This is a genomic window from Herbaspirillum sp. C7C2 (assembly GCF_022627865.1).
GTDB lineage: Bacteria > Pseudomonadota > Gammaproteobacteria > Burkholderiales > Burkholderiaceae_D > Herbaspirillum > Herbaspirillum frisingense.
Map to the genome: position 1 here is coordinate 42,607 of NZ_JABXGI010000007.1, position 24,850 is coordinate 67,456.

General features: G+C 62.5%; 21 protein-coding genes. 2 read left to right on the forward strand and 19 right to left on the reverse strand.

Going from position 1 to position 24,850, the window contains the following annotated elements:
• Positions 1-136: 136 nt before the first annotated feature.
• The 19 genes from rpoS to HWE04_RS12195 form a co-directional block, all read right to left on the reverse strand.
• Positions 137-1,159 carry an RNA polymerase sigma factor RpoS gene (gene rpoS, locus HWE04_RS12105; RefSeq protein ID WP_077235660.1) on the reverse strand — a complete coding sequence of 341 codons (1,023 nt, stop codon included), beginning with the start codon at positions 1,157-1,159 and terminating at the stop codon, positions 137-139.
• Between the two features lie 3 nt (positions 1,160-1,162).
• Entirely contained in the window at positions 1,163-2,149 is a 987-nt protein-coding gene (locus HWE04_RS12110; RefSeq protein ID WP_241812550.1) for a peptidoglycan DD-metalloendopeptidase family protein, read from the reverse strand.
• 229 nt (positions 2,150-2,378) lie between these two features.
• Positions 2,379-3,350 carry a protein-L-isoaspartate(D-aspartate) O-methyltransferase gene (locus HWE04_RS12115; RefSeq protein ID WP_234293984.1) on the reverse strand — a complete coding sequence of 324 codons (972 nt, stop codon included), beginning with the start codon at positions 3,348-3,350 and terminating at the stop codon, positions 2,379-2,381.
• A complete protein-coding gene (surE, locus tag HWE04_RS12120) occupies positions 3,347-4,084 on the reverse strand; it encodes a 5'/3'-nucleotidase SurE (RefSeq protein ID WP_006463297.1) in 738 nt (245 codons plus the stop codon). Before surE ends, HWE04_RS12115 begins: the two co-directional genes overlap by 4 nt.
• A gap of 72 nt (positions 4,085-4,156) precedes the next feature.
• Positions 4,157-5,104 carry a flagellar brake protein gene (locus tag HWE04_RS12125; protein ID WP_241812551.1) on the reverse strand — a complete coding sequence of 316 codons (948 nt, stop codon included), beginning with the start codon at positions 5,102-5,104 and terminating at the stop codon, positions 4,157-4,159.
• Position 5,105: 1 nt separating this feature from the next.
• Positions 5,106-7,232: an ATP-dependent DNA helicase gene (locus tag HWE04_RS12130; RefSeq protein WP_241812627.1), complete on the reverse strand. Its 2,127-nt coding sequence runs from the start codon at positions 7,230-7,232 to the stop codon at positions 5,106-5,108.
• Positions 7,233-7,486: 254 nt separating this feature from the next.
• Complete coding sequence (locus tag HWE04_RS12135) at positions 7,487-7,693, reverse strand: YdcH family protein (protein WP_006463294.1); 207 nt, start codon at positions 7,691-7,693, stop codon at positions 7,487-7,489.
• A 101-nt stretch (positions 7,694-7,794) separates the two neighbouring features.
• Positions 7,795-8,715, reverse strand: coding sequence for a hypothetical protein (locus tag HWE04_RS12140; RefSeq protein WP_166757959.1), 921 nt, complete (start codon positions 8,713-8,715; stop codon positions 7,795-7,797).
• Positions 8,716-8,726: 11 nt separating this feature from the next.
• A complete protein-coding gene (zapE, locus tag HWE04_RS12145) occupies positions 8,727-9,824 on the reverse strand; it encodes a cell division protein ZapE (protein ID WP_006463292.1) in 1,098 nt (365 codons plus the stop codon).
• 128 nt (positions 9,825-9,952) lie between these two features.
• A complete protein-coding gene (lpdA, locus tag HWE04_RS12150; protein WP_241812552.1) occupies positions 9,953-11,380 on the reverse strand; it encodes a dihydrolipoyl dehydrogenase in 1,428 nt (475 codons plus the stop codon).
• 212 nt (positions 11,381-11,592) lie between these two features.
• Positions 11,593-12,834: a 2-oxoglutarate dehydrogenase complex dihydrolipoyllysine-residue succinyltransferase gene (gene odhB, locus HWE04_RS12155; RefSeq protein ID WP_234293988.1), complete on the reverse strand. Its 1,242-nt coding sequence runs from the start codon at positions 12,832-12,834 to the stop codon at positions 11,593-11,595.
• A gap of 83 nt (positions 12,835-12,917) precedes the next feature.
• The gene (locus HWE04_RS12160) at positions 12,918-15,782 is read right to left on the reverse strand and encodes a 2-oxoglutarate dehydrogenase E1 component (RefSeq protein ID WP_241812553.1); all 2,865 of its coding nucleotides are present in this window, start codon (positions 15,780-15,782) and stop codon (positions 12,918-12,920) included.
• Between the two features lie 384 nt (positions 15,783-16,166).
• Positions 16,167-17,468, reverse strand: a complete 1,302-nt coding sequence (gltA, locus tag HWE04_RS12165) for a citrate synthase (RefSeq protein ID WP_241812554.1) — start codon at positions 17,466-17,468, stop codon at positions 16,167-16,169.
• Between the two features lie 159 nt (positions 17,469-17,627).
• Positions 17,628-17,912 carry an FAD assembly factor SdhE gene (locus tag HWE04_RS12170; protein ID WP_008329929.1) on the reverse strand — a complete coding sequence of 95 codons (285 nt, stop codon included), beginning with the start codon at positions 17,910-17,912 and terminating at the stop codon, positions 17,628-17,630.
• A gap of 132 nt (positions 17,913-18,044) precedes the next feature.
• The gene (locus HWE04_RS12175) at positions 18,045-18,755 is read right to left on the reverse strand and encodes a succinate dehydrogenase iron-sulfur subunit (protein ID WP_006463281.1); all 711 of its coding nucleotides are present in this window, start codon (positions 18,753-18,755) and stop codon (positions 18,045-18,047) included.
• A gap of 11 nt (positions 18,756-18,766) precedes the next feature.
• Positions 18,767-20,545, reverse strand: coding sequence for a succinate dehydrogenase flavoprotein subunit (gene sdhA / locus HWE04_RS12180; RefSeq protein ID WP_077235667.1), 1,779 nt, complete (start codon positions 20,543-20,545; stop codon positions 18,767-18,769).
• 2 nt (positions 20,546-20,547) lie between these two features.
• Positions 20,548-20,913, reverse strand: coding sequence for a succinate dehydrogenase, hydrophobic membrane anchor protein (gene sdhD, locus HWE04_RS12185; RefSeq protein ID WP_006463279.1), 366 nt, complete (start codon positions 20,911-20,913; stop codon positions 20,548-20,550).
• Positions 20,914-20,915: 2 nt separating this feature from the next.
• Entirely contained in the window at positions 20,916-21,326 is a 411-nt protein-coding gene (gene sdhC / locus HWE04_RS12190) for a succinate dehydrogenase, cytochrome b556 subunit (protein ID WP_039875248.1), read from the reverse strand.
• A gap of 162 nt (positions 21,327-21,488) precedes the next feature.
• Entirely contained in the window at positions 21,489-22,274 is a 786-nt protein-coding gene (locus HWE04_RS12195) for a GntR family transcriptional regulator (protein ID WP_241812555.1), read from the reverse strand.
• A 464-nt stretch (positions 22,275-22,738) separates the two neighbouring features.
• Here HWE04_RS12195 and HWE04_RS12200 point away from each other — a divergent pair, with 464 nt between their 5' ends.
• Positions 22,739-23,728, forward strand: coding sequence for a malate dehydrogenase (locus HWE04_RS12200; RefSeq protein WP_034350453.1), 990 nt, complete (start codon positions 22,739-22,741; stop codon positions 23,726-23,728).
• A gap of 120 nt (positions 23,729-23,848) precedes the next feature.
• The gene (locus tag HWE04_RS12205) at positions 23,849-24,850 is read left to right on the forward strand and encodes an HpcH/HpaI aldolase/citrate lyase family protein (RefSeq protein ID WP_234293991.1); all 1,002 of its coding nucleotides are present in this window, start codon (positions 23,849-23,851) and stop codon (positions 24,848-24,850) included.

Sequence of the window (24,850 nt, forward strand, 5' to 3'; positions counted from 1 at the left end):
CAAAAGCGGTATTGTCCGCGATCCGGGACCGGGAGGGAAGCGCGTCGCACATCCGGACACGGCTGGATGAAGGAAATCGAAAGAAATCAGCGAAAATTCAGCAGGAGCGCAGATGAGCCACGCCCCGCAGGTCGACTCAGAACAGGGCGTCCCGTCCCACTCCGCGCGAAGTCAGCAGCCGCTTGAGCTTGACCAGTGCCTCCTGCTGCACCTGGCGCACGCGCTCCCGGGTGATGCCCATCTCGCCGGCGAGCTGTTCCAGGGTCGAGGGATCGTCGTTATCCAGGCCGAAACGACGGGCCACGACCACCCGCTGCTTTTCCGACAGGCTCTTCAGCCACTCCCGGATCAGCAAAGCGGTTTCCTGGCTTTCGGCACGGGTATCGGGATGCTCCTCCACCGCGCTGGGCAAGAGGTCCATCAGACTGGCCTGGGGATCGTTGTCCAACGGCGTGTCCAGCGAGGCCGCATGTTCGGACAAGGCCAGCACGTCTTGCACCTCTTCCACCGGCCGCCCCACCAGATGGGCGATATCTTCCGCCCCGGCATCGCGACCATCTCGATGCTGTGCTTCCAGGTGGTACTTGGCGCGCAGGATCTGGTTCAGCTCGCGCACCATGTGGACTGGCAGGCGCACCGTGCGCGCCTGGTTCATGATGGCGCGCTCGATGCTCTGGCGTATCCACCAGGTGGCGTAGGTGGAAAAACGGAAACCGCGTTCGGGTTCGAACTTGTCGATGGCGCGCATGAGGCCCAGGTTGCCCTCCTCGATCAGATCCAGCAGGGCCACGCCACGATTGATGTAGTGCTTGGCGATCGACACCACCAGTCGCAGGTTGTGCTCGATCATCTTCTGGCGCGCCTCGAACTGGCCTTGCTTGGCCAGGGTGGCGAAATGCAGCTCCTCGGCGGCCGTCAGCAAGGGCTTGGCGCCGATCTTGTTGAGGTAGTGCTGGGTGGTGTCGGTGGAGAGTTCGGCGGCCAGCACCTTCTTGAGCTCGTCCACTCCCTCGGCGGGTGCCGCTTCCTGGGGCTGCTCGGCGGCCGCATCGGCATCGCCATCGATCACTTCCGGTTCATCGATCTCATCAATGGGATCGTCGATGTCCTCTTCGCGAGGGTCCTGGTCTGGCAAGTGATCGCGGCGATTGCTTGTCATACGCTAACGTGGCGGTAAGTATTTGGAGGGATCAACAGGTTTGCCCTGTTGGCGGATCTCGAAGTGCAACTTGACGCTGTCGCTGTCGGATTTACCCATCTCAGCGATCTTTTGACCCTTGGTCACGCTCTGGCCTTCCTTCACCAGGATGGTCTTGTTGTGGGCATAGGCCGACAACAGGTTGTTGGTATGCTTGATGATCACCAGGTTGCCATAGCCACGAATACCGCTACCGGCATACATGACCTTGCCACCGGCGGCCGCCAGCACCGACTGACCGTCCTTGCCCGCAATATCGACCCCCTTCTTGCCGCCTTCGAAGGTCCCGACCACCTTGCCGTCGGCCGGCCACATCCAGGACACACCCTCATCGTCACCGGCTGCCGGCTGGCTTGCTGCTGCCGGCTTGTCGGCGGCATGCGGAGCCTCCGGCTTGGCCGTGGCCACTGCCGGAGGCACCGGAGCCGCCGCCGGGGCTGCATCCGGCTTTTCCAGCTCGGCCAGGGCGCTGTCCGAATAGGCACGCTTGTCACCACGCGGCCCGGTCTTGTTGCCGCCCGACGCCATCGGCGCTGACGTTGCGGGCGCCGCTGCTCCCGGCGCGCCCAGCGGCCTCACATCCAGACCAGCGCCCGGTGCCGCGACCACGGCAGCGGTCTGCGGCGCACCGCCGACGCGATCAGGCGGCGCCACCCGCAACACCTGGTCGACCTTGATGTCGTTCGGGTTGGTCAGGTTGTTCCAGGCCACGATATCACGCCAGTTCTGCCCGACATCCAGCGCGATGCGATACAGGGTATCGCCCTTCTTGACCGTGTAATAGCCACGCCCAGAAGGAACCGGAGCCGGTGGCACGACGGCATTGTCCACTGGCTTGACGGTGCTGGTGGTGCGGTCGACGACGGGCGCCGGCTGCTGATTCGGTGTCGAGCCGCAGGCGGCCAGCAAACTGACGACACTGCCCAATACAGCCAAACGAATTTTCTTCATGCTCTTACGTAAGATTTTGTACGACGCTAGTTGACACGCAGCCAGCGCCAGAAGTTCATCAGGGAAATGCGGCCCCCTTGCCTGCCCATCCGCTCTCTTCATCGATCCGCGGCTTGGATGCTTGTGCTTGTTGCCGCCCGTTCCCTGTTTCGATGATGCCTGGCGGATCCTGATATCCGCCGATGCTGCCTGCCACCTGTGACCATCGCCCCTTGCCGGGGCGACCGCATCACACCGTACCCGGCCGTAACGGCACGAAATGGCATTGTTCCAGGGTACTGCGCCGCCAATCACGCTGGCCGACGCGTTCTATCAATTCCAGCACTTGCTGACGTTCGCCCACCGGGGCGACCAGCCGGCCACCGATGGCCAACTGCTCCAGCAGGGCCTGCGGCACTTCCAGTCCGGCTGCGGCAAGGATGATGCCGTCGAAAGGCGCCACTTGCGGCAGGCCAAGCATACCATCTCCGTAATGCAAGCGGATATTTGCTATCCGCAATGGACGCAGATTGGTCTTGGCCAGTTCATGCAGGGGCTTGATGCGCTCGATCGAATAGACTTCGCCGGCCACCCGCGATAGCACTGCGGCTTGGTAACCGCAGCCGGTGCCGATTTCGAGCACGCGGTCCAGGCGTCCGCCGTGGCGGTTCTGGCGCATGATCTCGATCATCCGTGCCACGATGTAGGGCTGGGAAATGGTCTGGTGATGGCCGATCGGCAACGAAGCGTCGATATAGGCCTGGCTGGCCAGGCCCGGCTCCACGAACATGTGCCGCGGCACCGCCTCCATCGCTGCCAGCACCTTGGCATCGGCCACGCCCTGCTTGGCCACGCGCGCCACCATGGCCTTGCGCACGGCTTCCGAGGCCAGCGGCGAGGCATGGTGGGAATCGTTGGTCTGGGTCACCGTCATGACGTTCTTGATCGCCGTACGCGGCGCCGGTGCGGCACTGAGCAGACGCTGGGCGGGAACCACCGGAGCCCGTGGTGGCACCGGCGGCGCGCGCAGGGCCTGTGCCAGCCCCTGCTGAACCGGCTTGAGCGCGGCCCGCTGGGATGACTGGGCGGCATTCTTGGCCGCAGTCTGGGTCGTCGCCTGGGGCCGGCCTGCCACATCTCGATCCCGGCCGCCGCCAGAGGTCTTTTTCTTGTCCACCACCGAGGACAGGCTCAGCGGGAAGCGGCTGGACTTGTCGCTCATGCAAGCGCTTTCTTGAGGTTGTCCAGCTGGGTGGCGTGGGTCAGGTCGATCTGCAGCGGCGTGATCGAGACATAGCCATTGGCGGTGGCGTGGAAATCGGTTCCCTCACCGCCATCGCGAGCGGCCCCGGCCGGACCGATCCAGTACAGGTCGCGACCATGCGGATCGGTCAGCTTGTGCACCGGCTCGGACATGTGCCGCTTGCCCAGGCGCGTGGCCAGGCTGCCCTTGATCTGCGCATACGGCAGGTTGGGAATATTGACATTGAGCAGATACGGCTGCGGCAGGGCGTCGAAGCGACGCTCCACGATCTCGCGGGCGATGCGCGCCGCCGCATCCAGCTCGGCCCAGCCCTTGTGCAATTGCGAAAACGCGATCGATGGAATCCCGAACAGGAAACCCTCGGTGGCCGCCGCGACGGTGCCCGAATACAGCGTATCGTCGCCCATGTTCTGGCCCTGGTTGATGCCGGAGACGATCAGGTCCGGACGCTCCTTGAGCAGGCCGGTCAACGCCACGTGGACGCAATCGGATGGCGTGCCATTGAGGTAGTAGAAGCCGTTGGCGGCCTGCTCCACCCACAGCGGACGATCCAGGGTCAGGGAATTCGAGCTGCCGGAACGGTTGCTGTCCGGCGCGACGACGGTAATGTCGGCGATGGGGGCAAGTGCCTCCGCCAGGGCGTTGATGCCCGGGGCGAGGTAGCCGTCGTCGTTGCTGATGAGGATTTTCATGGCCTGAATTTTAACCGAAGCCGGGCGTTGGGCAGCCCCCGCCAGCGACATTCTTGGCACCCTGCTGCGGCCCTACTCCTGCTGGCTCAGTTCCTGGTAGACATAGGCCGCAAGCACCAGCTTGTCGCGCACGCTCAGGCCGGAGAACTCCACGCCGTACTGATGGAAATCAGCCTCGCCCAGCGCCTCGACGGCGCGCAGCACCACCCGCAGGTCCAGGCTCAGTTGCTGGTCGGCCACGGCCGCCACGAAGCGCAATTGCCCCACCACGCCCTTCTGCGCCGCCACCTTGCCCGACGGCGAGGTCGCCACCAGCGAGGCCCCGCCCAGGCTGAGATCGATCACGCTGGCCGGCAGCGGATTGGCACCGTCCAGCGCCAGATAGCCTTCGGCACCCACCGCCACCCGCGTGGCCTGGCGGATCACGGTGGAGCGTATTTCCTTGGGCAGTGAAAGATGCAGGTAGACGAACGGTGTCTGCTGGTACTTCAGCAACTGGGCTGCAAAGGCATAGGCGCGACGCCCCGTCAGAGCACGCACCACAAAGGGCTGGCCATCGCGCACGAAGAGCTGCTTGCCCTCCTTCTGTGGCGCGGTGACCAGGATGCTCCGATTGGGCAGGCAGCCCACCAGCGAGACTGCATAGCGCTGGGTCGCATCGTCGGCAAACTGCAGCCACAGGGTGTCACCGATATTCCAGCGCACCTCGTCCAGCGTGATCACACTTTCCTGGCCACGCACGTTTGCCGTGGGCTTGACCGCCTTTTTGCCACCTTGCTTGCGGCGCAGTACGTCACGCGCCTGCGGCAGCGGCACCGACTCGGTATCAGGCTCGGCGATCCAGCGGGCATTGCGATAGAGACCGTTTTCGATCAGCCCAGCCAACTGATCGGCAGTGTCGATCAAGGTACCGCGCGCCAGCAACAATTTGCCGGCTTCGTTGTAGATCGGCCAGGGCGCCGGCTTGCCTACCATCAGCGCGGAGGCCCGTACCGGCACCAGGGAGGTGAGGTCGGCCATCTCAGCCGGCTTCCGGGCCGTTGCCCTCGCCCGCTGCAGCGGCCGCCCGGCGCTCATCCTGCTCGCGGAAGAAGGCCTGTACCACCTCCAGCTCGCGGGTACGCTTGAACGGCGGCAGGCTCTGCCAGATGCGACGGCCGTAGTTCTTGGTGATCAGGCGCGGATCGCAGATCATCAGCACCCCGCGATCCCCCTCGTCCCGGATCAGGCGTCCGGCACCTTGCTTGAGATTGATGATGGCCGCCGGCAACTGATGATGCACGAAACCGTTCAAGCCCTGCTTTTCCATCTCGCTGATCCGCGCTGCCAGCACCGGATCGTCCGGCGGCGAGAACGGCAGCTTGTCGATGATCACCAGCGACAGCGCGTCACCACGTACATCCACGCCTTCCCAGAAACTCTGGCTGCCGATCAGCACGCCATTGCCAGCGGCGCGGAAACGGTCCAGCAGCTCGGTCCGACCGGCCTCGCCCTGCACGAACAGGGGAAACGCGTGCCCGCGCGCCTCGAACTCCGCCCGCAAGCGTTCGGCGGCACGATTGACGGCACGCAGCGTGGTACACAGGAAGAAGCAGCGCCCGCCCGCAGCTTCGATGGTGGGCAGCGCGGCGTCGATGACGGCGTCGGTGTATTCGTAGGAATTGGGTTGCGGCAGGTTCTGCGGCACATACAGAAGACCCTGCTCGCCATAGTTGAAGGGACTGGGCCAGGACTGCGCCGGCGCGTTCCACAGCCCCATCTGGGCCGCATAGTGATTGAAATCCTTCTTCACCGCCAAAGTGGCCGAAGTGAAGATCCATGAGCGCGGGGTGCCTTCCCGCTGCTTGTTGAAGATAGGCGCAATCGACAGGGGTGTGCGATGCAACTGCAGCGACGACTGGAAGGCCTCGATCCACAGCACATAGAAAGGCTTCTGGGCAGGCTCGGTGCCGGCTTCGCCAGGCTCGCCAGGCTCACCTTCAGACTTGGCGGCAGCGCTCGCCTTGGCGGCCGCCTCCGCCTGTGCCTTGGCGATTTCGTCGGGCGTGCCCCAGTTTTCCAGCTGGCGCAGCAACTCATTGGCGCGGTCGCGGCATTGTTCGATGGTCTCGGCACGCTCGGCCTGCTTGTCCAGCACGGCGATCATGTCGTCCATGCAATCCTTGAGCGTGTCGAGGGCCGGGAAGAATGCGCTGGACGGGGCGATCTGGTTCAGGGCCAGGCGGATCGAATCCTCCGGGAACGCCAGGCGCAGGTCACGCGCGGCACGCTCCACCGGTGCCACCAGGCGCGCCCAGTCGGCGCCGTCGCGGGCATGACTCAGGCCCTCAGCCAGCACGTCGCGGCACAGCTCCAGGATCTGCGAGGTGGAGATGGTCTCGCCGAAGAACAGCGTGGCCGTATCCGGCAACTGGTGCGCCTCGTCGAAGATCACCGTATTGGCCGAGGGCAGCAGCTCGGCGATACCGCTGTCCTTCAGGGCGACGTCGGCGAAGAACAGGTGATGGTTCACCACCACCACGTCGGCCTGCTGCGCTTCCTTGCGCGCCTTCATGACGAAGCAATCCTGGTAATACTGGCATTCGGCGCCGAAGCAGGTATCGCGGGTCGAGGTCACCAGGTTCCACACGGAGGCGGTCTCGGGGACCTTGGTCAGTTCGGCCTTGTCCCCCGACGAGGTGGATTTGACGAAGCGGGAGATCTCGCGCAGATAGCCAACATCCTCGCGCGCGGTCAGGCGGCCATTCTGCAGCGTGCGCTCCAGGTGGAAATGGCACACGTAATTGCTGCGGCCCTTCAGCAGCGCTATCGACACCGGCGCATGCAGCGCCTTGCGCACGGTAGGAATGTCGCGGTTGAACAGTTGGTCCTGCAGGGTCTTGGTCCCGGTGGAGACGATGGTCTTGCCGCCCCACAGCAAGGCGGGGACCAGGTAGGCGAAGGTCTTGCCGGTCCCGGTACCGGCCTCGGCGATCAGCGTTCCCTGCTCGGCAATGGCCGTGGCAATGGCCTTGGCCATCTCGGTCTGGGCATGGCGTGGCCGGTAGCTGCCCACGGCACCACCCAGCGGACCGCCGGCACCGAAGAGGCGATCGATCTCGGCATCGTGTACGCCAGGAGACGCATCCTCGTCACCCGCGGGAACCATGCTGGCGCTGCTATCGACGATATCGGTGGGAGTTTCTGGAGCAGTCACTGCGGCAAACCTGTAGAAAAAACGGGAAGGCAGGCTTGATCAGCTACCTGCGGCTTCAGCACGTCAATGGAAGAAGCCGCTATTCTACGCGGACTCGGCCGGTCACTTCGAAGTGGTGAGAAAGCGGTAGCGCCGCACTCGCGGCAATTCGAGGGAGAGCCTCATCGGTGGGCGCACGCAGCGGTGGCGGCGCCAGCAACAGGCGCTCAGGCAGGGATGTCGGGAACCAGCTGCATCTTCAGCAGGGCGATGTGATCCTTCAATTGCAGCTTGCGCTTCTTGAGGCGTCGCAATTGCAGATCCTCGGAACGGGCATCGCGGATGAGCATGTCGATCACGCTGTCGAGATCACGGTGCTCGACTTCAAGTTCGATGATGCGGCGCTGGATATCTTCGCGATGCGTACTGGTCATGATGGCTGGCTGGTTACGGATGTGCTTGCTAGTGTAATCCAGTGGCACGCGCGCGCCAATCGACGCGCGCGTACCGCTGGGTCGCCACCCTGCTTAAGCAGTTATTTGGCTGCCGGAGCAGTGGTCGACGAATCCTGTTGCTGCTTCTTCTTGCGCTCGGCACGTTCGCGCTCGTTCTCGGCCTTCTTGCGCTCCACTTCCAGACGGTGCTCTTCTGCTTCCTGGATGCGCCGCTGGCGTTGCGCGGCATTGGCTGCGCGCTCGGGTGCGCGGGCGGCCTCCTCGGCCTGCTGACGACGCACTTCGGCTTCATGCTGACGTACGCGGTAATCGGCCGGTACATCCTTGTTCTGGTCGATACGTTGCTGGACCTCGCGGTTCTTGGCGTTGCTTTCCTCCACCTTGCGTGCGGAACTGGCTTCCTTGTCCTTCTGTTCCTGCTGGCGGCGGGCGGCGTCCTGCTCATCCTTGGCGCGTTGATCGGCCAGAGAACGGTCACGATCGTCCACCGTCGCCTGGCGCTGGAAGACCTTGGCCTCGTACTCCACCTGCTTGATGCGCTTTTCAGCCAGACGCTTGCGGTCGCGTGCTGCTTCCAGGCAATCCGCCACCAGGAACTTGGGGTAGCAGGCGCGCTGGTCCAGGATGTAACGCAGGTCCATTGCCTGCCGGTCTTCGGCGGCTTCGTCCAGCGCCTTCTGCGCCTGCTCGTCGGACTTGATGGTGCCGGCCGGGAAACGCGTGGTAATCGGTGCGCGGGCTTCCAGTTCGTCAAACCGCTCGCGGCTCATGGGCGCGGCCGAGGTTGCCGGTGTGGCCGAGGATGTCGAAGGTGTCGCGGCCACCGGTGCCGTGGCTGCTCGCACCGGCAGCGACGGGGAAGCCGCCTCGGGGCTGGCGGCAGTCGTCCCCTGTGCCTGCGCCACGCAGGTGGCACTGGCCAGCGCCAGCATCAGGCCGCACAGGGAAGAGGTGACGCCCTTGGCATCGGCGAAAAGACCTTGCATGTGGTTCTTGTCCATCAGGTAAATGTTCAGGAGAGGCTGTCGGCAATTGAGCGCCGGTCCGCGTCCAGGTATTCCTTCGATTGCATCTCAATGATACGTGAAACGGTACGGTGGAACTCGTTGGACAGGGTCCCCACCGTATAAAGCTCGTCCGGCTCTACGGCCGCCGACATGATCAGCTTGACCTTGTGGTCGTAGAACACGTCGATCAGCCAGGTGAAGCGGCGCGCCTCGGAAGACATGGCCGCCGACATGCGCGGGATGCCCGAGAGGATCACGGTCTGGAAACGGCTGGCCAGCTCCAGATAGTCGTTCTGCGAACGCGGGCCGCCGCACAGGGTCGCGAAATCGAACCAGATGGCGCTGCCGGCGCGGCGCAGGGCGCGGATCTCGCGCGCCTCGATGTGCACCCGAGGATCTTCATCGGCCGCCTCGGCCACGGCGGCGAAGGCACTGCGCAACTCCTCATCGGTCTTGGCGTTCAAGGGCGTGTGATAGACCTTGACCTGTTCCAGCACGCGCTTGCGGTAATCGATGCCGGCGTCGATGTTCATGACGTCCAGCTTTTCCTTCAGCAGTGCGATGGTGGGCAGCATGCGGTCGCGGTGCAGGCCGTCCGGATAGAGCGTGCTGGGCTCGTAATTGGAGGTCATGACGAAGGATACGCCATGATCGAACAAGCCCTTGAGCAGGTTGTAGAGGATCATCGCATCGGCGATGTCGGAGACATGGAATTCGTCGAAGCAGATCAGGCGGTATTTCTTGGCGATGCGCTTGGCGACCTCGTCCAACGGATCGGCGATGCCCTTGAGCTCATCCAGCTGACGATGCACATCGCGCATGAATTCGTGGAAGTGCAGGCGCGTCTTGCGCACCACAGGCACCACCGAATAGAAGCTGTCCATCAGGAAGGATTTGCCACGCCCCACCCCGCCCCACATGTAGACGCCGCGCGGCACGGCCGGCCGGCTGATCAGGCGCTTGAAGGTCGAGGCACGCTGGGCCTTGTAGGCGACCCATTCCTCATAGGCGCGCTGCAGGCGCTCGATGGCGCGCAATTGCGCCTCGTCGGATTGATAACCGCGCTGGGACAGCGACTGTTCGTAGAATTGACGGACATCCATGGTGTGGTCTTGTAAAACGACAATGGGCGAGCCAGGCTCGCCCATTGGGTTGGCATCTCAATGCTCAATACGCGTGCAACACGAGCGTGGCAGGTGCGGGCGACGCGTATTGTCGCATTGATCGCGCATCAGAAGTTCAATGCGCGCTTGTCGACGGCCAGGGCCGCTTCCTTGGTCGCTTCGGACAGCGACGGGTGAGCGTGGCAGATGCGGGCGATGTCTTCCGACGAAGCGCGGAATTCCATGGCCACCACGGCTTCGGAAATCAGCTCGGAAGCCATCGGGCCAACAATGTGCACGCCCAGGATTTCGTCGGTCTTGGCATCGGCCAGGAACTTGACCATACCCGAGGTATCGCCCAGCGCGCGGGCGCGACCATTGGCCAGGAACGGGAAGGTACCGGCCTTGTACTGCACGCCGTCGGCCTTCAGTTGCTGCTCGGTCTTGCCGACCCAGGCAATTTCCGGCGAGGTGTAGATGACCCAGGGAATGGTGTTGAAGTTGACGTGACCATGCTGACCGGCGATACGCTCGGCCACGGCAACGCCTTCTTCTTCGGCCTTGTGGGCCAGCATCGGGCCGCGCACCACGTCACCCACCGCCCACACATTGGGCAGGTTGGTCTTGCAGTCGCCGTCCACGGCGATGAAGCCGCGCTCGTCCAGCTTCAGCCCCACGCCTTCGGCGTTCAGGCCGATGGTGTTGGGGGTACGACCGATGGAGACGATCAGCTTGTCGAATTCGCCGGTGTGGGCTTCACCCTTGGCATCGGTGTATTCCACGGAGACGCTGTTCTTGCCGGCCTTGATGGCACCGATCTTCACACCCAGGTTCACGGCTAGGCCCTGTTTGGTCAGCAGCTTCTGGGCTTCCTTGGCGATCTGTTCATCGACGGCACCCAGGAAGGTCGGCAGGGCTTCCAGCACGGTCACTTCCGCGCCCAGGCGACGCCAGACCGAACCCATTTCCAGGCCGATCACGCCGGCACCGATCACGCCCAGCTTCTTGGGCACTTCGGAGATGGCCAGTGCACCAGTGTTGGAGAGGATCAGCTTTTCATCGAACTCGGCGCCCGGCAGTGCGCGGGCGTTGGAGCCGGTAGCGACGATGACGTGCTTGGCGATGATGGTTTCTTCGGCAGCGCCGGCAACCTTGATCTCGTAGCCGTTGGCATCACCCTTGACGAAGGAGCCGCGGCCGTGGAAGAAGGACACCTTGTTCTTCTTGAACAGGTACAGGATGCCGTCGTTGTTCTGCTTGACCACGGTGTTCTTGCGACCCAGCATCTTTTCCAGGTTCAGACCCAGGCCCTTGACTTCGATGCCATGCTCGGCGAAGCCGTGGTTGGCATGTTCGTAGTGCTCGGACGATTGCAGCAGCGCCTTGGAGGGGATGCAACCGACGTTGGTGCAGGTACCGCCCGGTGCGGGGCCGCCCTTCTCGTTCTTCCATTCGTCGATGCAGGCGGTATTGAAGCCCAGCTGCGCTGCACGGATGGCGGCAATGTAGCCGCCGGGGCCGCCACCGATGACGACGACGTCAAAATTCTTGCTCATGTTATTTCCAATTCTGTTTGTCGCGGACAAGCTATCCGCGGATAAAAAAAAGCGCTGAACGCTTTGAGCTTTTCAGCGCCTAGTTGACTCTGTGGGCCGTCGGAGGGGCGTAGCGAGCAGCCCGAGGTCGCTGCGAGAAGCGCAGCCGTACTGTCGTACGGCGAGCATCGCAGCAGCGAGATCGGGTTGCGCAGTAGCCCCTCCGGCGGTCATTACAGGTCCAGCAGCAGACGCGCCGGATCTTCCAGGGCTTCCTTGATCGCGACCAGCGACAGGACGGCTTCGCGGCCGTCGATGATGCGGTGGTCATAGGACAGCGCGAAGTAGTTGATCGGACGCACCACGACCTGGCCGTTTTCGACCACTGCACGTTCCTTGGTGGCGTGGATGCCCAGGATCGCCGATTGCGGCGGGTTGATGATCGGGGTCGACAGCATGGAACCGAAGGTACCGCCGTTGGAGACGGTGAAGGTACCGCCCGACAGTTCTTCGATGGACAGCTTGCCGTCCTTGGCCTTCTGGCCGAATTCACCGATCTTCTTCTCGATGTCGGCAATCGACATCTGGTCCGCATCACGCAGGATGGGCACTACCAGGCCGCGCGGCGAACCGACGGCCACGCCGATGTCGAAGTAGCCGTGGTAGACGATGTCGTTACCGTCGACCGAGGCGTTGACGATCGGGTACTTCTTCAGGGCGTGCACGACAGCCTTGACGAAGAAGGACATGAAGCCCAGCTTGACGCCGTGTTCCTTCTCGAACTTGTCCTTGTACTTGTTGCGCAGGTCGATGACCGGCTGCATGTTGATTTCGTTGAAGGTGGTCAGGATGGCGTTGGTCGATTGCGACTGCACCAGACGCTCTGCCACACGGGCACGCAGGCGGCTCATCGGCACGCGTTGTTCCGGACGGCTTTCCAGACCAGCCTTGACCGGTGCGGCAACAGCAGCCAGGGCCGGCTTGGCGGCAGCAGCGGGTGCCGCAGCAGGAGCCGACAGTGCGCCCAGGACGTCGCCCTTGGTCACGCGGCCATCCTTGCCGGTACCGGTGACTTGCGAGGTCGACAGGTTGTTGTCGGCCAGCAGCTTGGCGGCGGCGGGCATGGCGACATCGCCCTTGGAAGCCAGCTCGGGAGCAGCCACCGGGGTCGGTTCGTTGGTCGATTGCGGAGCAGGAGCAGCCTTGACTTCGGTCGGGGCGACCTGAGCGGAGGCGTCGGTGTCGAGGATGGCGATGACTTCGCCGGCCACGACGGTAGCGCCGTCAGCCTTGATGATCTGGGTGATGACGCCGGCGTCCGGCGAGGGCAGTTCCAGGACGACCTTGTCGGTCTCGATGTCGATCAGGTTTTCGTCACGGGCGACAGGTTCGCCGACCTTCTTGTGCCATTGCAACAGGGTCGCTTCTGCGACGGATTCCGACAACTGCGGGACTTTTACTTCGATTTGAGCCATTAGGGTTCTCCGATTTTCGGGTGATTCGTTTTATGAAAACAGGGACGTACTGCCCTCGCAGTACGCCCCGTTCGCAACAATGCTTACTTGGTCAGGACAAAGCCCTTGAGCTTGGCGAAGGCGGTTTCGATCAGCGCCTTTTGCTGTGCGTAGTGCTTGTCGTAGTAACCGACGGCCGGCGAGGCGCTGGCCGGGCGGCCTGCATAGGCCAGCTTCTGACCTTCGGAGAGATTCTCGAAGATGTTGTGCTGGATCTGCAGCCATGCGCCCTGGTTCTGCGGCTCGTCCTGCGCCCACACCAGTTCGTTGAAGTTCGGGAACTGCTTCAGTGCAGCCGCGAACGCCTTGTGCGGGAACGGATACAGCTGTTCGACGCGGATGATGGCGGTATCGGTCTGACCACGTTCCTTGCGGGCGTTGACCAGGTCGTAGTACACCTTGCCCGAGCAGGCGACGATGCGCTTGACCTTCTTGGCGTCGATGGTTTCATCGACTTCCGGGATCACGGTCTGGAACGAACCCTTGGCCAGGTCGGACAGGGGCGAACCGGCATCCTTGTTACGCAGCAGCGACTTCGGCGTCATGATGATCAGCGGCTTGCGGAACAGGCGGATCATCTGGCGACGCAGCAGGTGGAAGATCTGCGCAGCGGTGGTGGGCTGCACGACCTGCATGTTGTTGTCGGCGCACAGCTGGAGGTAACGCTCGATACGTGCCGAGGAGTGTTCCGGACCCTGGCCTTCGTAGCCGTGGGGCAGCATCTGCACCAGACCCGAGGCACGGCCCCACTTCACTTCGCCGGAGCTGATGAACTGGTCCATGACGACCTGGGCGCCGTTGGCGAAGTCGCCGAACTGGGCTTCCCAGATGGTCAGGGTGTTCGGTTCAGCGGTCGAGTAACCGTATTCGAAGGCCAGCACGGCCTCTTCGGACAGCACCGAGTCGATCACGGTGAAGGTGGACTGGTTTTCAGCCACGTTCTGCAGCGGGATGAAGGTACCGGCATCCCAACGCTCGCGGTTCTGGTCGTGCAGCACGGCGTGACGGTGAGTGAAGGTGCCACGGCCGGCATCCTGACCGGTCAGGCGCACGGCATAGCCGGACGAAACCAGGCTGGCGTAGGCCAGGTGTTCACCCATGCCCCAGTCCAGGTTCATCTCGCCACGACCCATGGTGGCGCGGTCGTTCAGGACCTTCTCGACCAGCGAGTGGACCTTGAAGCCTTCCGGCACGGTGGTGATCTTGGCGGCCAGGCGCTTCAGCTCGGCCATCGGCACGGCGGTCTCGGCAGCGTCGGTCCACTTGCGGTTCAGGAACGGCAGCCAGTCGACGGCGTACTTGCTCTTGAAGTTGGTCAGCACCGGGTCGATGGCGTGCTTGCCGGCGTCCATCGCGGCGCGATAGGCCTTGACCAGCTCTTCGCCACCATCGGCGGGGATGGTCTGCTGGGTGACCAGCTTGTCGGCGTACAGCTTGCGGGTACCAGGGTGCTGGGCGATCTTCTTGTACATCAGCGGCTGGGTCAGAGCAGGCGTATCTTGCTCGTTGTGGCCCAGCTTGCGGAAGCAGATGATGTCGACCACGATGTCCTTCTTGAACTTCATGCGGTAGTCGACAGCGATCTGGGTGGCGAACACGACGGCTTCCGGATCATCGCCGTTGACGTGCAGCACCGGGGCTTCGATCATCTTGACCACGTCCGAGCAGTACAGCGTCGAACGGGAGTCGCGCGGGTCGGAAGTGGTGAAGCCGATCTGGTTGTTGATGACGATGTGGACGGTACCACCGGTGCCGTAGCCACGGGTCTGGGCCAGGTTCAGGGTTTCCATCACCACGCCTTGGCCGGCGAAGGCGGCATCACCGTGTACCAGGATCGGCAGCACTTGCGAACCATCCTTGTCGCCGCGGCGATCCATACGGGCCTTGACCGAACCTTCGACCACCGGGTTGACGATTTCCAGGTGGGAGGGGTTGAAGGCCAGCGACAGGTGGACCGGGCCGCCCGGGGTGGACACGTCCGAGGAGAAGCCCTGGTGGTACTTGACGTCACCGGCCGGCAGGTCGTCAGCGTGACGGCCTTCGAACTCGGAGAACAGTTCCTGCGGGGTCTTGCCCAGGATGTTGACCAACACGTTCAGGCGACCGCGGTGGGCCATGCCGATCACGATTTCCTGCACGCCCTTTTCACCGGCGCGCTGGATGGTTTCATCCAGGGAGGCGATGAAGGACTCGCCGCCTTCCAGCGAGAAGCGCTTCTGGCCGACGTACTTGGTGTGGAGGTAACGTTCCAGGCCTTCGGCAGCGGTCAGGCGCTCCAGGATGTGCTTCTTCTTGTCCGAAGAGAAGCTGGGCACGGCACGGGTCGGCTCCAGGCGCTCTTCCAGCCAGCGCACTTCGGCCATGTCCGAGATGTAGGTGAACTCGGCGCCGATGGAGCGCGTGTAGGTGTCGCGCAGCATCTGCAGCAGGTCACGCAGGGACGCGGTTTCCGGGCCGAAGTAGGTGTTGTTGATGTTGAACACGATGTCCATGTCGGCATCGGTGAAGCCGTAGAAGGAGGGATCGAGTTCGGGGATGTTGGGGCGTTCCTGGCGTTGCAGCGGGTCCAGGTTGGCGAAACGGGAGCCGAGGTCACGGTAGCCTGCGATCAGCTGGGTGACAGCGACGCGCTTGCGACCCATGTCGGAGTCTGCGGATGCGATGACGGTGCGGATGGGGCCTTGCTTGGCACGTTCGGCGAAGGATGCGATCACCGGAGCGTGGGCCACATCGGGACGGGTGGAGCCGTCGGTGGCGGGGACGTGTTGCACGGCGTCGAAATAAGCACGCCAGTTATCGGGGACAGAGCCAGGATTGTTCAGGTAGGCTTCGTACAGTTCTTCGATGTACGGAGCATTCCCACCGAACAGGTAGGAGTTGATGTTGTATTGCTCGTAGAGCTTTGTCATTTGCTCACCTTTCTTCGCGCTTCGCGAGATTAGCGGGTTTCTACACCTTCCGCGACACGGCCTGACCGGTTAGCGGATTGCATCAAGTTGTGGGGAAGGACCTTGTCTACCTGAACTTCTGTACGTCATCCAGTCAGCGCATCGGAATTATATCTCCTAATATCAAATAAAAAAGCGAATCCTAAGGGATTCGCTTTTTTATTTGAAACCAGAAGCAACGGGCGTTTCCGGCAACCAACGCCGGACCGCAAAGCCTTGTCGCACGGGCTTCCCACCCTCCCCCATCGACTCCCGGGGGACGGGATGATGCCTCTTGCACCACCTGTTGTCTGCCCGACAACGAGCAGACAACAAGCAGACAACAAGCGACAGCTGGCAGACCGATCAGCGCTTGTCGATCGGCGGCACGTCGCGACGCGGCGAGCCAACGAACAGCTGACGGGGACGGCCGATCTTCTGTTCCGGGTCCGAGATCATTTCGTTCCACTGGGCGATCCAGCCGATGGTACGGGCCATGGCGAAGATGCAGGTGAACATCGAGGTCGGGATACCCAGGGCGCGCTGCACGATGCCCGAGTAGAAGTCGACGTTCGGATACAGCTTGCGGGAAACGAAGTAGTCGTCTTCCAGAGCGATCTTTTCCAGCTCCATGGCCAGCTTGAACAGCGGGTCATCGTGCAGGCCCAGTTCGTTCAGGACTTCGTAGCAGGTTTCGCGCATCAGCTTGGCACGCGGGTCGTAGTTCTTGTAGACGCGGTGACCGAAGCCCATCAGCTTCACGCCGGAGTTCTTGTCCTTCACCTGCTTGATGAACTCGGGGATGTTTTCGATCGAGCCGATCTGTTCCAACATGTTGAGTGCGGCTTCGTTGGCACCGCCGTGGGCAGGGCCCCACAGGCAGGCGATGCCGGCGGCGATACATGCGAACGGGTTGGCACCGGAGGAGCCGGCCAGACGCACGGTCGAGGTCGAGGCGTTCTGTTCGTGGTCGGCGTGCAGGATCAGGATGCGGTCCAGCGCGCGGACCAGCACTTCATTGACCTTGTACTCTTCGCACGGGTTGGCGAACATCATGCGCATGAAGTTGGCGGTGTACGACAGGTCATTGCGCGGATACACGAAGGGCTGGCCGATGCTGTACTTGTAGGCCATGGCCACCAGGGTTGGCAGCTTGGCGATCATACGGATGGCCGACACTTCGCGGTGATTCGGATTGGAGATGTCCAGCGAGTCGTGGTAGAAGGCCGACAGCGCGCCAACCGAGCCGGTCAGTACGGCCATCGGGTGAGCATCGCGACGGAAACCACGGAAGAAGAAGTTCATCTGCTCGTGGACCATGGTGTGCTGGGTCACGGTGGTGACGAATTCCGCCTTCTGGTCGGCACTGGGCAGCTCGCCGTGCAGCAGCAGGTAGCAGGATTCCAGGAAGTCGCAGTTCACCGCCAGCTGTTCGATGGGATAGCCACGGTACAGCAGCTCGCCCTTGTCGCCATCGATGTAGGTGATGGAGGAGTTGCAGGAAGCCGTCGACATGAAGCCGGGGTCGTAGGTGAACTTGCCGGTGGCGCCGTACAGCTTGCGGATATCGATCACATCAGGACCGATGCTGCCCTTGTAGATAGGAAAATCTACGGACGGAGACCCGTCGGAGAACGACAGGGTAGCTTTGATATCGGTATTGGACATAGCTTTTCCTTTTGCTGGGATGGTGAAACCGTTAATCAAAAGCCGCGACCGCAAGCCGGGCGGCATCATGGTTCGGATGCGCCGGGTGGCGAGTTGGAACAGGCCGCGATCGAGCAAAATCGGTCTGGCTTGTGGCCAGGCGCAATATTCGTGCAACAGTCAGGCAGTACGCAGTTTCTTCAGCAACGCATGCACTTGGGGCAGATCAACCGCCGCTTCCGGCTCCTTGCGGGCCAGCAGCAGGTCCATCAGGTCGTTGTCGGTCAGGTCCATCAGGCGCGAGAAGGCATCGACCTCGTCGTCGCTCATCTGTGCCTCGTTGGCATCCAGATAGCGCGTCAGGATCAGGTCGTTCTCCAGCAGCCCGCGGCGCGCGCGCCAGCGCAGTCTTGCTCGCTTGGCCGGATCATCCTGATGACGCTGTTCAGTCATGAACTCGCTCATTTCTTGTCTTTCCATTCACTTCAACCGGACCAAACCTGAAGGAACCGGTCGGGGAAGCCGCTTCCAGCCCTGCTTCCCCTCGCTGCAGCCCGCCATGCACGGCGGCTCTGGCAGGCATCACACTCATTCGGCTTACACCGAGCGACGGACCATCAATTCCTTGATCTTGCCGATGGCCTTGTTGGGGTTCAGACCCTTGGGGCAGACATCGACGCAGTTCATGATCGAACGGCAACGGAACAGACGGTACGGGTCTTCCAGGTTGTCCAGACGCGCGCCGGTGGCTTCGTCGCGGCTGTCGGCGATGAAGCGGTAGGCTTGCAGCAGACCGGCCGGGCCGACGAACTTGTCCGGATTCCACCAGAACGACGGGCAGGAGGTCGAGCAGCAGGCGCACAGGATGCACTCGTACACGCCATCCAGCTCTTCACGCTGCTCGGGCGACTGCAGGCGCTCCTTCTCGGGCGGGATGCTGTCGTTGATCAGGTAGGGCTTGATCGAATCGTACTGCTTGAAGAAGTTGGTCATGTCCACGATCAGGTCGCGGATCACCGGCAGGCCGGGCAGCGGCTTCAGAACGATGGGCTCGGTCAGCTCGTTCAGGTTGGTGATGCAGGCCAGACCATTCTTGCCGTTGATGTTCATGGCGTCGGAGCCGCACACGCCTTCGCGGCAGGAGCGACGCAGCGCCAGCGAATCGTCGACGTCGGACTTGATGCGTTGCAGGGCATCCAGCAGCATCTTGTCGGTGGGCTTGAGTTCCACCGTCAGGTCTTGCATGTACGGCTTGTCGTCCTTGTCCGGATCGTAACGATAGATCTTGAATTTCAGGGTGCGAGTCATGTTGCGACCTCTTAGAAAGTACGTGCTTTAGGTTTGAAGGTCTCGACGGTCAGCGGCTGCAGATTGACCGGCTTGTAGTCGAGACGATTCCCCTCGGAGAACCACAGCGTGTGCTTGAGCCAGTTCACGTCGTCGCGCTGCTCGTAGTCGCTTTGCGCGTGGGCGCCGCGCGACTCCTTGCGGGCTTCGGCCGAGGTGATGGTGGCCTTGGCGGTTTCGATCAGGTTGTCCAGCTCCAGCGCTTCCACGCGGGCGGTGTTGAAGACCTTGGACTTGTCCTTGAAGGAGACGTGCTTGCGACGCTCATCCAGTTCCATGATCTTCTGATAGCCTTCCTTCAACAGGGCATCGGTACGGAACACGCCGCAGTACTTCTGCATGGTGGCGCGGATGTCGTTGGCGACGTCCTGCACACGTTCGGAACCGGTGCTGTTTTCCAGATGGGCAATGCGCTCCAGCGAACGGTCCAGGGCGCCGGCCGGGATAGGCTTGTGGCTCTGGTCCTGCAGGCGGCTGCCGACAATGTGGTTACCGGCGGCGCGACCGAAGACCACCAGGTCCAGCAGCGAGTTGGTACCCAGGCGGTTGGCGCCGTGCACCGACACGCAGGCGCATTCGCCGATGGCGTACATGCCCTGCACCACTTCCTTCATGGAACCGCCCTTGGGCGCGACCACCTGGCCGTGGATGTTGGTGGGGATGCCACCCATCTGGTAGTGGATGGTCGGCACGACAGGAATCGGTTCCTTGGTCGCATCGACGTTGGCGAACTTGTGGGCGATTTCCAGGATCGAGGGCAGACGCTTCTTGATGGTATCGGCGCCGATGTGACGCAGATCCAGCAGCACGTGGTCCTTGTGGGGACCCACGCCGCGACCTTCCTTGATTTCCTGGTCCATCGAACGCGAGACGAAGTCACGCGGTGCCAGGTCCTTCAGGGTCGGCGCATAGCGCTCCATGAAGCGTTCGCCGTTGCTGTTGATCAGGATGCCGCCTTCGCCGCGCACACCCTCGGTGATCAGCACGCCCGCGCCGGCCACGCCGGTCGGGTGGAACTGCCAGAATTCCATGTCCTGCAGCGGCAGGCCGGCGCGTGCCGCCATGCCCATGCCGTCGCCGGTGTTGATGAAGGCGTTGGTGGATGCGGCCCAGATACGACCTGCACCGCCAGTGGCGAACAGGGTGGTCTTGGCGTGCAGCATCATGATTTCGCCGGTTTCCATTTCCAGTGCCACCACGCCGAGGACGTCGCCCTCTTCGTTGCGGATCACGTCCAGCGCCATCCACTCGACGAAGAAGTGGGTCTTGGCGCGCACGTTGCGCTGGTACAGGGTGTGCAGCAGTGCGTGACCGGTACGGTCGGCAGCAGCACAGGCGCGCTGCACCGGCTTTTCACCCAGGTTGGCAGTGTGGCCGCCGAACGGACGCTGATAGATGGTGCCATCCGGGTTGCGGTCGAAGGGCATGCCGAAGTGTTCCAGCTCGTAGACGGCCTTCGGTGCTTCGCGGCACATGAATTCGATGGCGTCCTGGTCACCCAGGTAGTCCGAACCCTTGACGGTGTCGAACATGTGCCAGTACCAGTTGTCTTCCGACATGTTGCCCAGCGAAGCGCCGATGCCGCCTTGGGCAGCCACGGTGTGCGAGCGGGTCGGGAAGACCTTGGACAGGACGGCGACGTTCAGGCCGGCTTCGGCCAGTTGCAGCGAGGCGCGCATGCCGGAGCCACCGGCGCCGACGATGACCGCGTCAAAGCGGCGGGTAGTGATGGCGGATTTGATTGCAGCCACGATTAGTTTCTCCAGAGAATCTGCGCAGCATAGCCAGCGCAACCGATCAGCCACAGGATGGTGGCAACTTGCAGGACCAGGCGAATGCCGACCGGCTTGACGTAGTCCATGAGCGCATCACGCACGCCGATCCAGGCGTGGAAGAACAGCGCCATGAACACGGCAAAAGTGGCAACCTTGAACCATTGATGCGAGAACAGCGCCGCCCAGCCCTGGTAGCTGAAGTTGGTCGAGGTGAAGAAGCACACCAGCAGGATCACGGTGTAGACAGCCATCACGACGGCGGTGGCACGTTGCGCCAGCCAGTCACGCAGGCCATAGTGGGCGCCGACGACCAGGCGCTTGGGTCCGATGTTGTTATCAGCCATTTTCAGAAAGCTCCGAACAGTTTCAATGCGACCAGGATCATCAGCGCGATGCTGATCACCAGGACAGTTGCCGAGGACTTGCGTGCGCTGTCCTTGTCCAGACCGATGTGGTTGTCCATGATCAGGTGGCGGATGCCGGCGCAGAAGTGATGCAGGTAGGCCCAGGACAGAGCCAGGATGACCAGCTTGACGAACCAGCCGGAGGTGAAGCCCTTGAGATAGGCGAAGGTACCTTCCGAGAGCAGGCTGCTGTCCAGAAGGAACAGAATGAAAGGCAGCATCAGGAACAGGAACAGACCGCTGATGCGGTGCATGATCGAGACCAGAGCGGCCAGGGGCATGCGATAGCCGGCAATTTGGGTTAGGTGTATGTTACGAAATTGCGGCCGTTGTGGTTTAGCGGCTTCAGACATACAAGGTTCTCCTCAGTTTAAAACAATATGCAATTTTCGCCGATTTTCGAAATCACCATCAACTTTTATTGCGCTTCGCAGCATGCCAGCAGGGCTTAGCGCCCGGCCCCTCCCGCTGCACGGGCGGTTGCCACCGACCCGGGACAAAACAGCGTCGTCCGCTCAGCTCAACTCGCTTTGGTAATGATGATTCGTCGTCAGGTACAGTCCGCGCCGCATTTCCACCGGCTTGTCGCCATAGGTAAATGAAGCCCGCTCCACACTCAGCAACGGCGTTTGGGGCGCCACGCCCAGAAACTCTGCCGCATCCATATCCGCCCCGACGGCACGGATGCGCTCTTCGGCACGGATCATGCGCGTGCCGAACTCCGACTCGAACAGGCCATACAGCGGCCCGCGGTATTCCACCAGGCGTTCGGCCGTCAGCCCCTTGAAGATGGCGCCGGGCAGCCAGATGTCTTCGAGGATGATGGGAACGCCATTGAACGATTTTACCCGGCGAATGAAAATGACGGAGTCGCCCGACTTCATGTCGAGCTGACGGGCCACTTCGGCCGACGCGCGCACGCGCTTGACTTCGATGATCTTGTTCTCGGGACGCTGCGGCTCGTTGCTGTCGGCCATCAACCGCAGGAAGCGGAACTGCGCCTGGGTCTCATGATGGGTGGCAACGAAGGTCCCCTTGCCCTGGCGGCGCACCACCAGGTTTTCGGCCGCCAGTTCATCGATTGCCTTGCGCACCGTGCCCTGACTGACCTTGAATCGATTGCCCAGCTCCACTTCACTGGGAATGAGCTCGCCGGGCTTCCACTCACCGGCCTCCAGGCGCTGCATGATGAGCGCCTTGATCTGCTGGTACAACGGACTGAAGGTGGGCGCAGGACTGGCAGCACCCGCCCCCGCGGCATGCGCGTCGGCGTTGTTCGAATTAGGCAGGATCGAGCTCATAACCTCGAATTTCACCACAAAATCCCTTCCGGCGTCCAGCAAAAACTAGGCAATAATATGTCTTATATAAGACATAAGATATTGATTGACAGCGCTCTTTCGCAGGCCTACACTCGCGAGCAACCTGAAGACCTGCAAGGCAGACCGGGTGCGATTTACAGGCCGGAGGGCGCTAACGAGAATCGCTCTCATCCAGACCTATCGAAGGCGGCGTTTTCATGCAGGCGGAGCACAAGTTTGACAGGTTTTTGATTTGTCGGCAGAGCCCGAACCGAAAGCAACTGACTCGCTGCGTTTTCGACGGTATCATGGCGGCCTAACAAGAATTCGAGGAAGTCGCGCAATTTCCTGCGCAAACCAGAAGCAACCGCAGACGGCCCTGCCGCGCTCTCCGCGACGCGACCGCAACGTGCGCTTCATGCAGTCTGAACGCTTTTTTTCATCACCTCTTTTGGAGATTCAACATGGCTAAAGCCCCCATGCGTGTTGCCGTCACCGGCGCCGCCGGTCAGATCGGTTACTCCCTGCTGTTCCGCATCGCCAACGGCGACCTGCTGGGCAAAGACCAGCCGGTCATCCTGCAACTGCTGGAAATCCCCGATGAGAAGGCACAGAAGGCGTTGAAGGGCGTCATCATGGAAATCGATGACTGTGCCTTCCCGCTGCTGGCTGGCGTGACCGCCCACAGCGATCCGATGACCGCCTTCAAGGATGCCGACATCGCCCTGCTGGTGGGTGCCCGTCCCCGCGGCCCCGGCATGGAGCGCAAGGACCTGCTGGAAGCCAACGCCCAGATCTTCACCGTGCAGGGCAAGGCGCTGGACGCCGTCGCCTCGCGCAACGTCAAGGTCCTGGTGGTCGGCAACCCGGCCAACACCAACGCCTACATCGCCATGAAGTCGGCACCGAACCTGCCGGCCAAGAACTTCACCGCCATGCTGCGCCTGGACCACAACCGTGCGCTGTCGCAAGTGGCAGCCAAGATCGGCAAGCCAGTCTCGGCCATCGAAAAGCTGTGCGTCTGGGGCAACCACTCGCCGACCATGTACGCCGATTACCGCTTCGCCACCGCCGATGGCGCCTCCGTCAAGGACACCATCAACGACCAGGAATGGAACAAGAACGTGTTCCTGCCCACCGTCGGCAAGCGCGGCGCGGCCATCATCGAAGCCCGCGGCCTGTCCTCGGCAGCATCGGCAGCCAACGCGGCCATCGACCACGTGCGTGACTGGGTGCTGGGCACCAACGGCAAGTGGACCACCATGGGCATTCCCTCGGACGGTTCCTACGGCATCCCCGAAGGCACCATGTTCGGCTTCCCGGTGACCACCGAAAACGGCGAGTACAAGATCGTCCAGGGTCTGGAGATCGACGAGTTCTCGCAAGAGCGCATCAACATCACCCTCAAGGAGCTGTTGGAAGAGCGTGAAGGCGTGAAGCATCTGGTCGGCTAATTGACCAGGGCGCGGCGGTCTTCAATCGCCGCGCCCGTCGTCTTACTGAAATACCGGCAATACCCGCAATATCGCAATACCGATCGATCCGACAACCTTACCCCAGTCCCATTCGCAGCAATGCATCCTTCCCAGGTCTTGTTCCCAGGTGCCCAGCAGCCGGTTTCGCTCCCGGTGTGCGATCACTACGCCGGCTCCGAAAAGCTGATGCGCAAGTCGATGGCCCTGCAGCAGGAACTCGGTCCCCTGTTCGACATCACCTTCGACTGCGAAGACGGCGCCGCCGCCGGCAATGAAGCCGCGCACGCCGAGCTGGTCGCCTCGCTCATCGCCGGCCCCGACAATGTCCACCGCCGTATCGGCGCGCGCCTGCATGACGTGGGCCATGCGCATTTCGAGCAGGACGTGGCCATCATCTGCGGCGCCGCTGCGCGCGAGCTGGCCTACGTGATGTTGCCCAAGCCGGAAGGCATTGCCGACGTGCTACGCGCACTGGAGAGCATCAACCGCGTGGCCGCTGGCGCCGGCCGTGCGCAACTGCCGGTGCAGGTGTTGATCGAGACCCATGGCGCGCTGGCCGATGCCGCACGCATCGCCGCCCTGCCCCAGGTCCAGTCGTTGTCGTTCGGGGTCATGGATTTCGTCTCGGCGCACTACGGCGCCATCCCCGGCAGCGCCATGCGCTCCCCCGGACAGTTCGACCACCCGCTGGTGCGCCGTGCCAAGCTGGAGATTTCCGCCGCCTGCCATGCGCACGGCAAGGTGCCGTCGCATAACGTGACCACCGACATCAAGAATCCCGCCGCCGTGGCCGATGATGCGCGCCGGGCGGCACAGGAATTTGGCTACACCCGGATGTGGAGCATCCATCCGGACCAGATCCGTCCCATCGTGCAGGCCATGTCGCCCTCCACCGAGGAGGCCGAACTGGCGGCACAGATCTTGCTCAAGGCGCAGTCGGTGCAATGGGGTCCGATCCAGCACCTGGGCAACCTGCACGATCGGGCCAGTTATCGCTATTACTGGAGTATCCTGCAACGCGCCCACGCCACTGGCGTGGCGCTGCCGCCGGAAACCCTAGTCTGGTTCGCCGCCGGCGACTCCCCCTCAACCACGCAGTAA

Excerpts from the sequence above, each read along its gene's own strand:
- odhB (WP_234293988.1), bottom strand. The coding sequence starts at position 12,834 with ATGGCTCAAATCGAAGTAAAAGTCCCGCAGTTGTCGGAATCCGTCGCA.
- HWE04_RS12200 (WP_034350453.1), top strand. The coding sequence starts at position 22,739 with ATGGCTAAAGCCCCCATGCGTGTTGCCGTCACCGGCGCCGCCGGTCAG.
- HWE04_RS12170 (WP_008329929.1), bottom strand. The coding sequence starts at position 17,912 with ATGAGCGAGTTCATGACTGAACAGCGTCATCAGGATGATCCGGCCAAG.
- HWE04_RS12135 (WP_006463294.1), bottom strand. The coding sequence starts at position 7,693 with ATGACCAGTACGCATCGCGAAGATATCCAGCGCCGCATCATCGAACTT.
- HWE04_RS12115 (WP_234293984.1), bottom strand. The coding sequence starts at position 3,350 with ATGAGCGACAAGTCCAGCCGCTTCCCGCTGAGCCTGTCCTCGGTGGTG.
- zapE (WP_006463292.1), bottom strand. The coding sequence starts at position 9,824 with ATGGATGTCCGTCAATTCTACGAACAGTCGCTGTCCCAGCGCGGTTAT.
- sdhD (WP_006463279.1), bottom strand. The coding sequence starts at position 20,913 with ATGGCTGATAACAACATCGGACCCAAGCGCCTGGTCGTCGGCGCCCAC.
- HWE04_RS12175 (WP_006463281.1), bottom strand. The coding sequence starts at position 18,755 with ATGACTCGCACCCTGAAATTCAAGATCTATCGTTACGATCCGGACAAG.
- HWE04_RS12205 (WP_234293991.1), top strand. The coding sequence starts at position 23,849 with ATGCATCCTTCCCAGGTCTTGTTCCCAGGTGCCCAGCAGCCGGTTTCG.
- HWE04_RS12160 (WP_241812553.1), bottom strand. The coding sequence starts at position 15,782 with ATGACAAAGCTCTACGAGCAATACAACATCAACTCCTACCTGTTCGGT.
- HWE04_RS12110 (WP_241812550.1), bottom strand. The coding sequence starts at position 2,149 with ATGAAGAAAATTCGTTTGGCTGTATTGGGCAGTGTCGTCAGTTTGCTG.
- HWE04_RS12195 (WP_241812555.1), bottom strand. The coding sequence starts at position 22,274 with ATGAGCTCGATCCTGCCTAATTCGAACAACGCCGACGCGCATGCCGCG.
- sdhC (WP_039875248.1), bottom strand. The coding sequence starts at position 21,326 with ATGTCTGAAGCCGCTAAACCACAACGGCCGCAATTTCGTAACATACAC.
- HWE04_RS12130 (WP_241812627.1), bottom strand. The coding sequence starts at position 7,232 with ATGGTTCCCGCGGGTGACGAGGATGCGTCTCCTGGCGTACACGATGCC.
- surE (WP_006463297.1), bottom strand. The coding sequence starts at position 4,084 with ATGAAAATCCTCATCAGCAACGACGACGGCTACCTCGCCCCGGGCATC.
- rpoS (WP_077235660.1), bottom strand. The coding sequence starts at position 1,159 with ATGACAAGCAATCGCCGCGATCACTTGCCAGACCAGGACCCTCGCGAA.
- HWE04_RS12125 (WP_241812551.1), bottom strand. The coding sequence starts at position 5,104 with ATGGCCGACCTCACCTCCCTGGTGCCGGTACGGGCCTCCGCGCTGATG.
- lpdA (WP_241812552.1), bottom strand. The coding sequence starts at position 11,380 with ATGAGCAAGAATTTTGACGTCGTCGTCATCGGTGGCGGCCCCGGCGGC.
- gltA (WP_241812554.1), bottom strand. The coding sequence starts at position 17,468 with ATGTCCAATACCGATATCAAAGCTACCCTGTCGTTCTCCGACGGGTCT.
- HWE04_RS12140 (WP_166757959.1), bottom strand. The coding sequence starts at position 8,715 with ATGGACAAGAACCACATGCAAGGTCTTTTCGCCGATGCCAAGGGCGTC.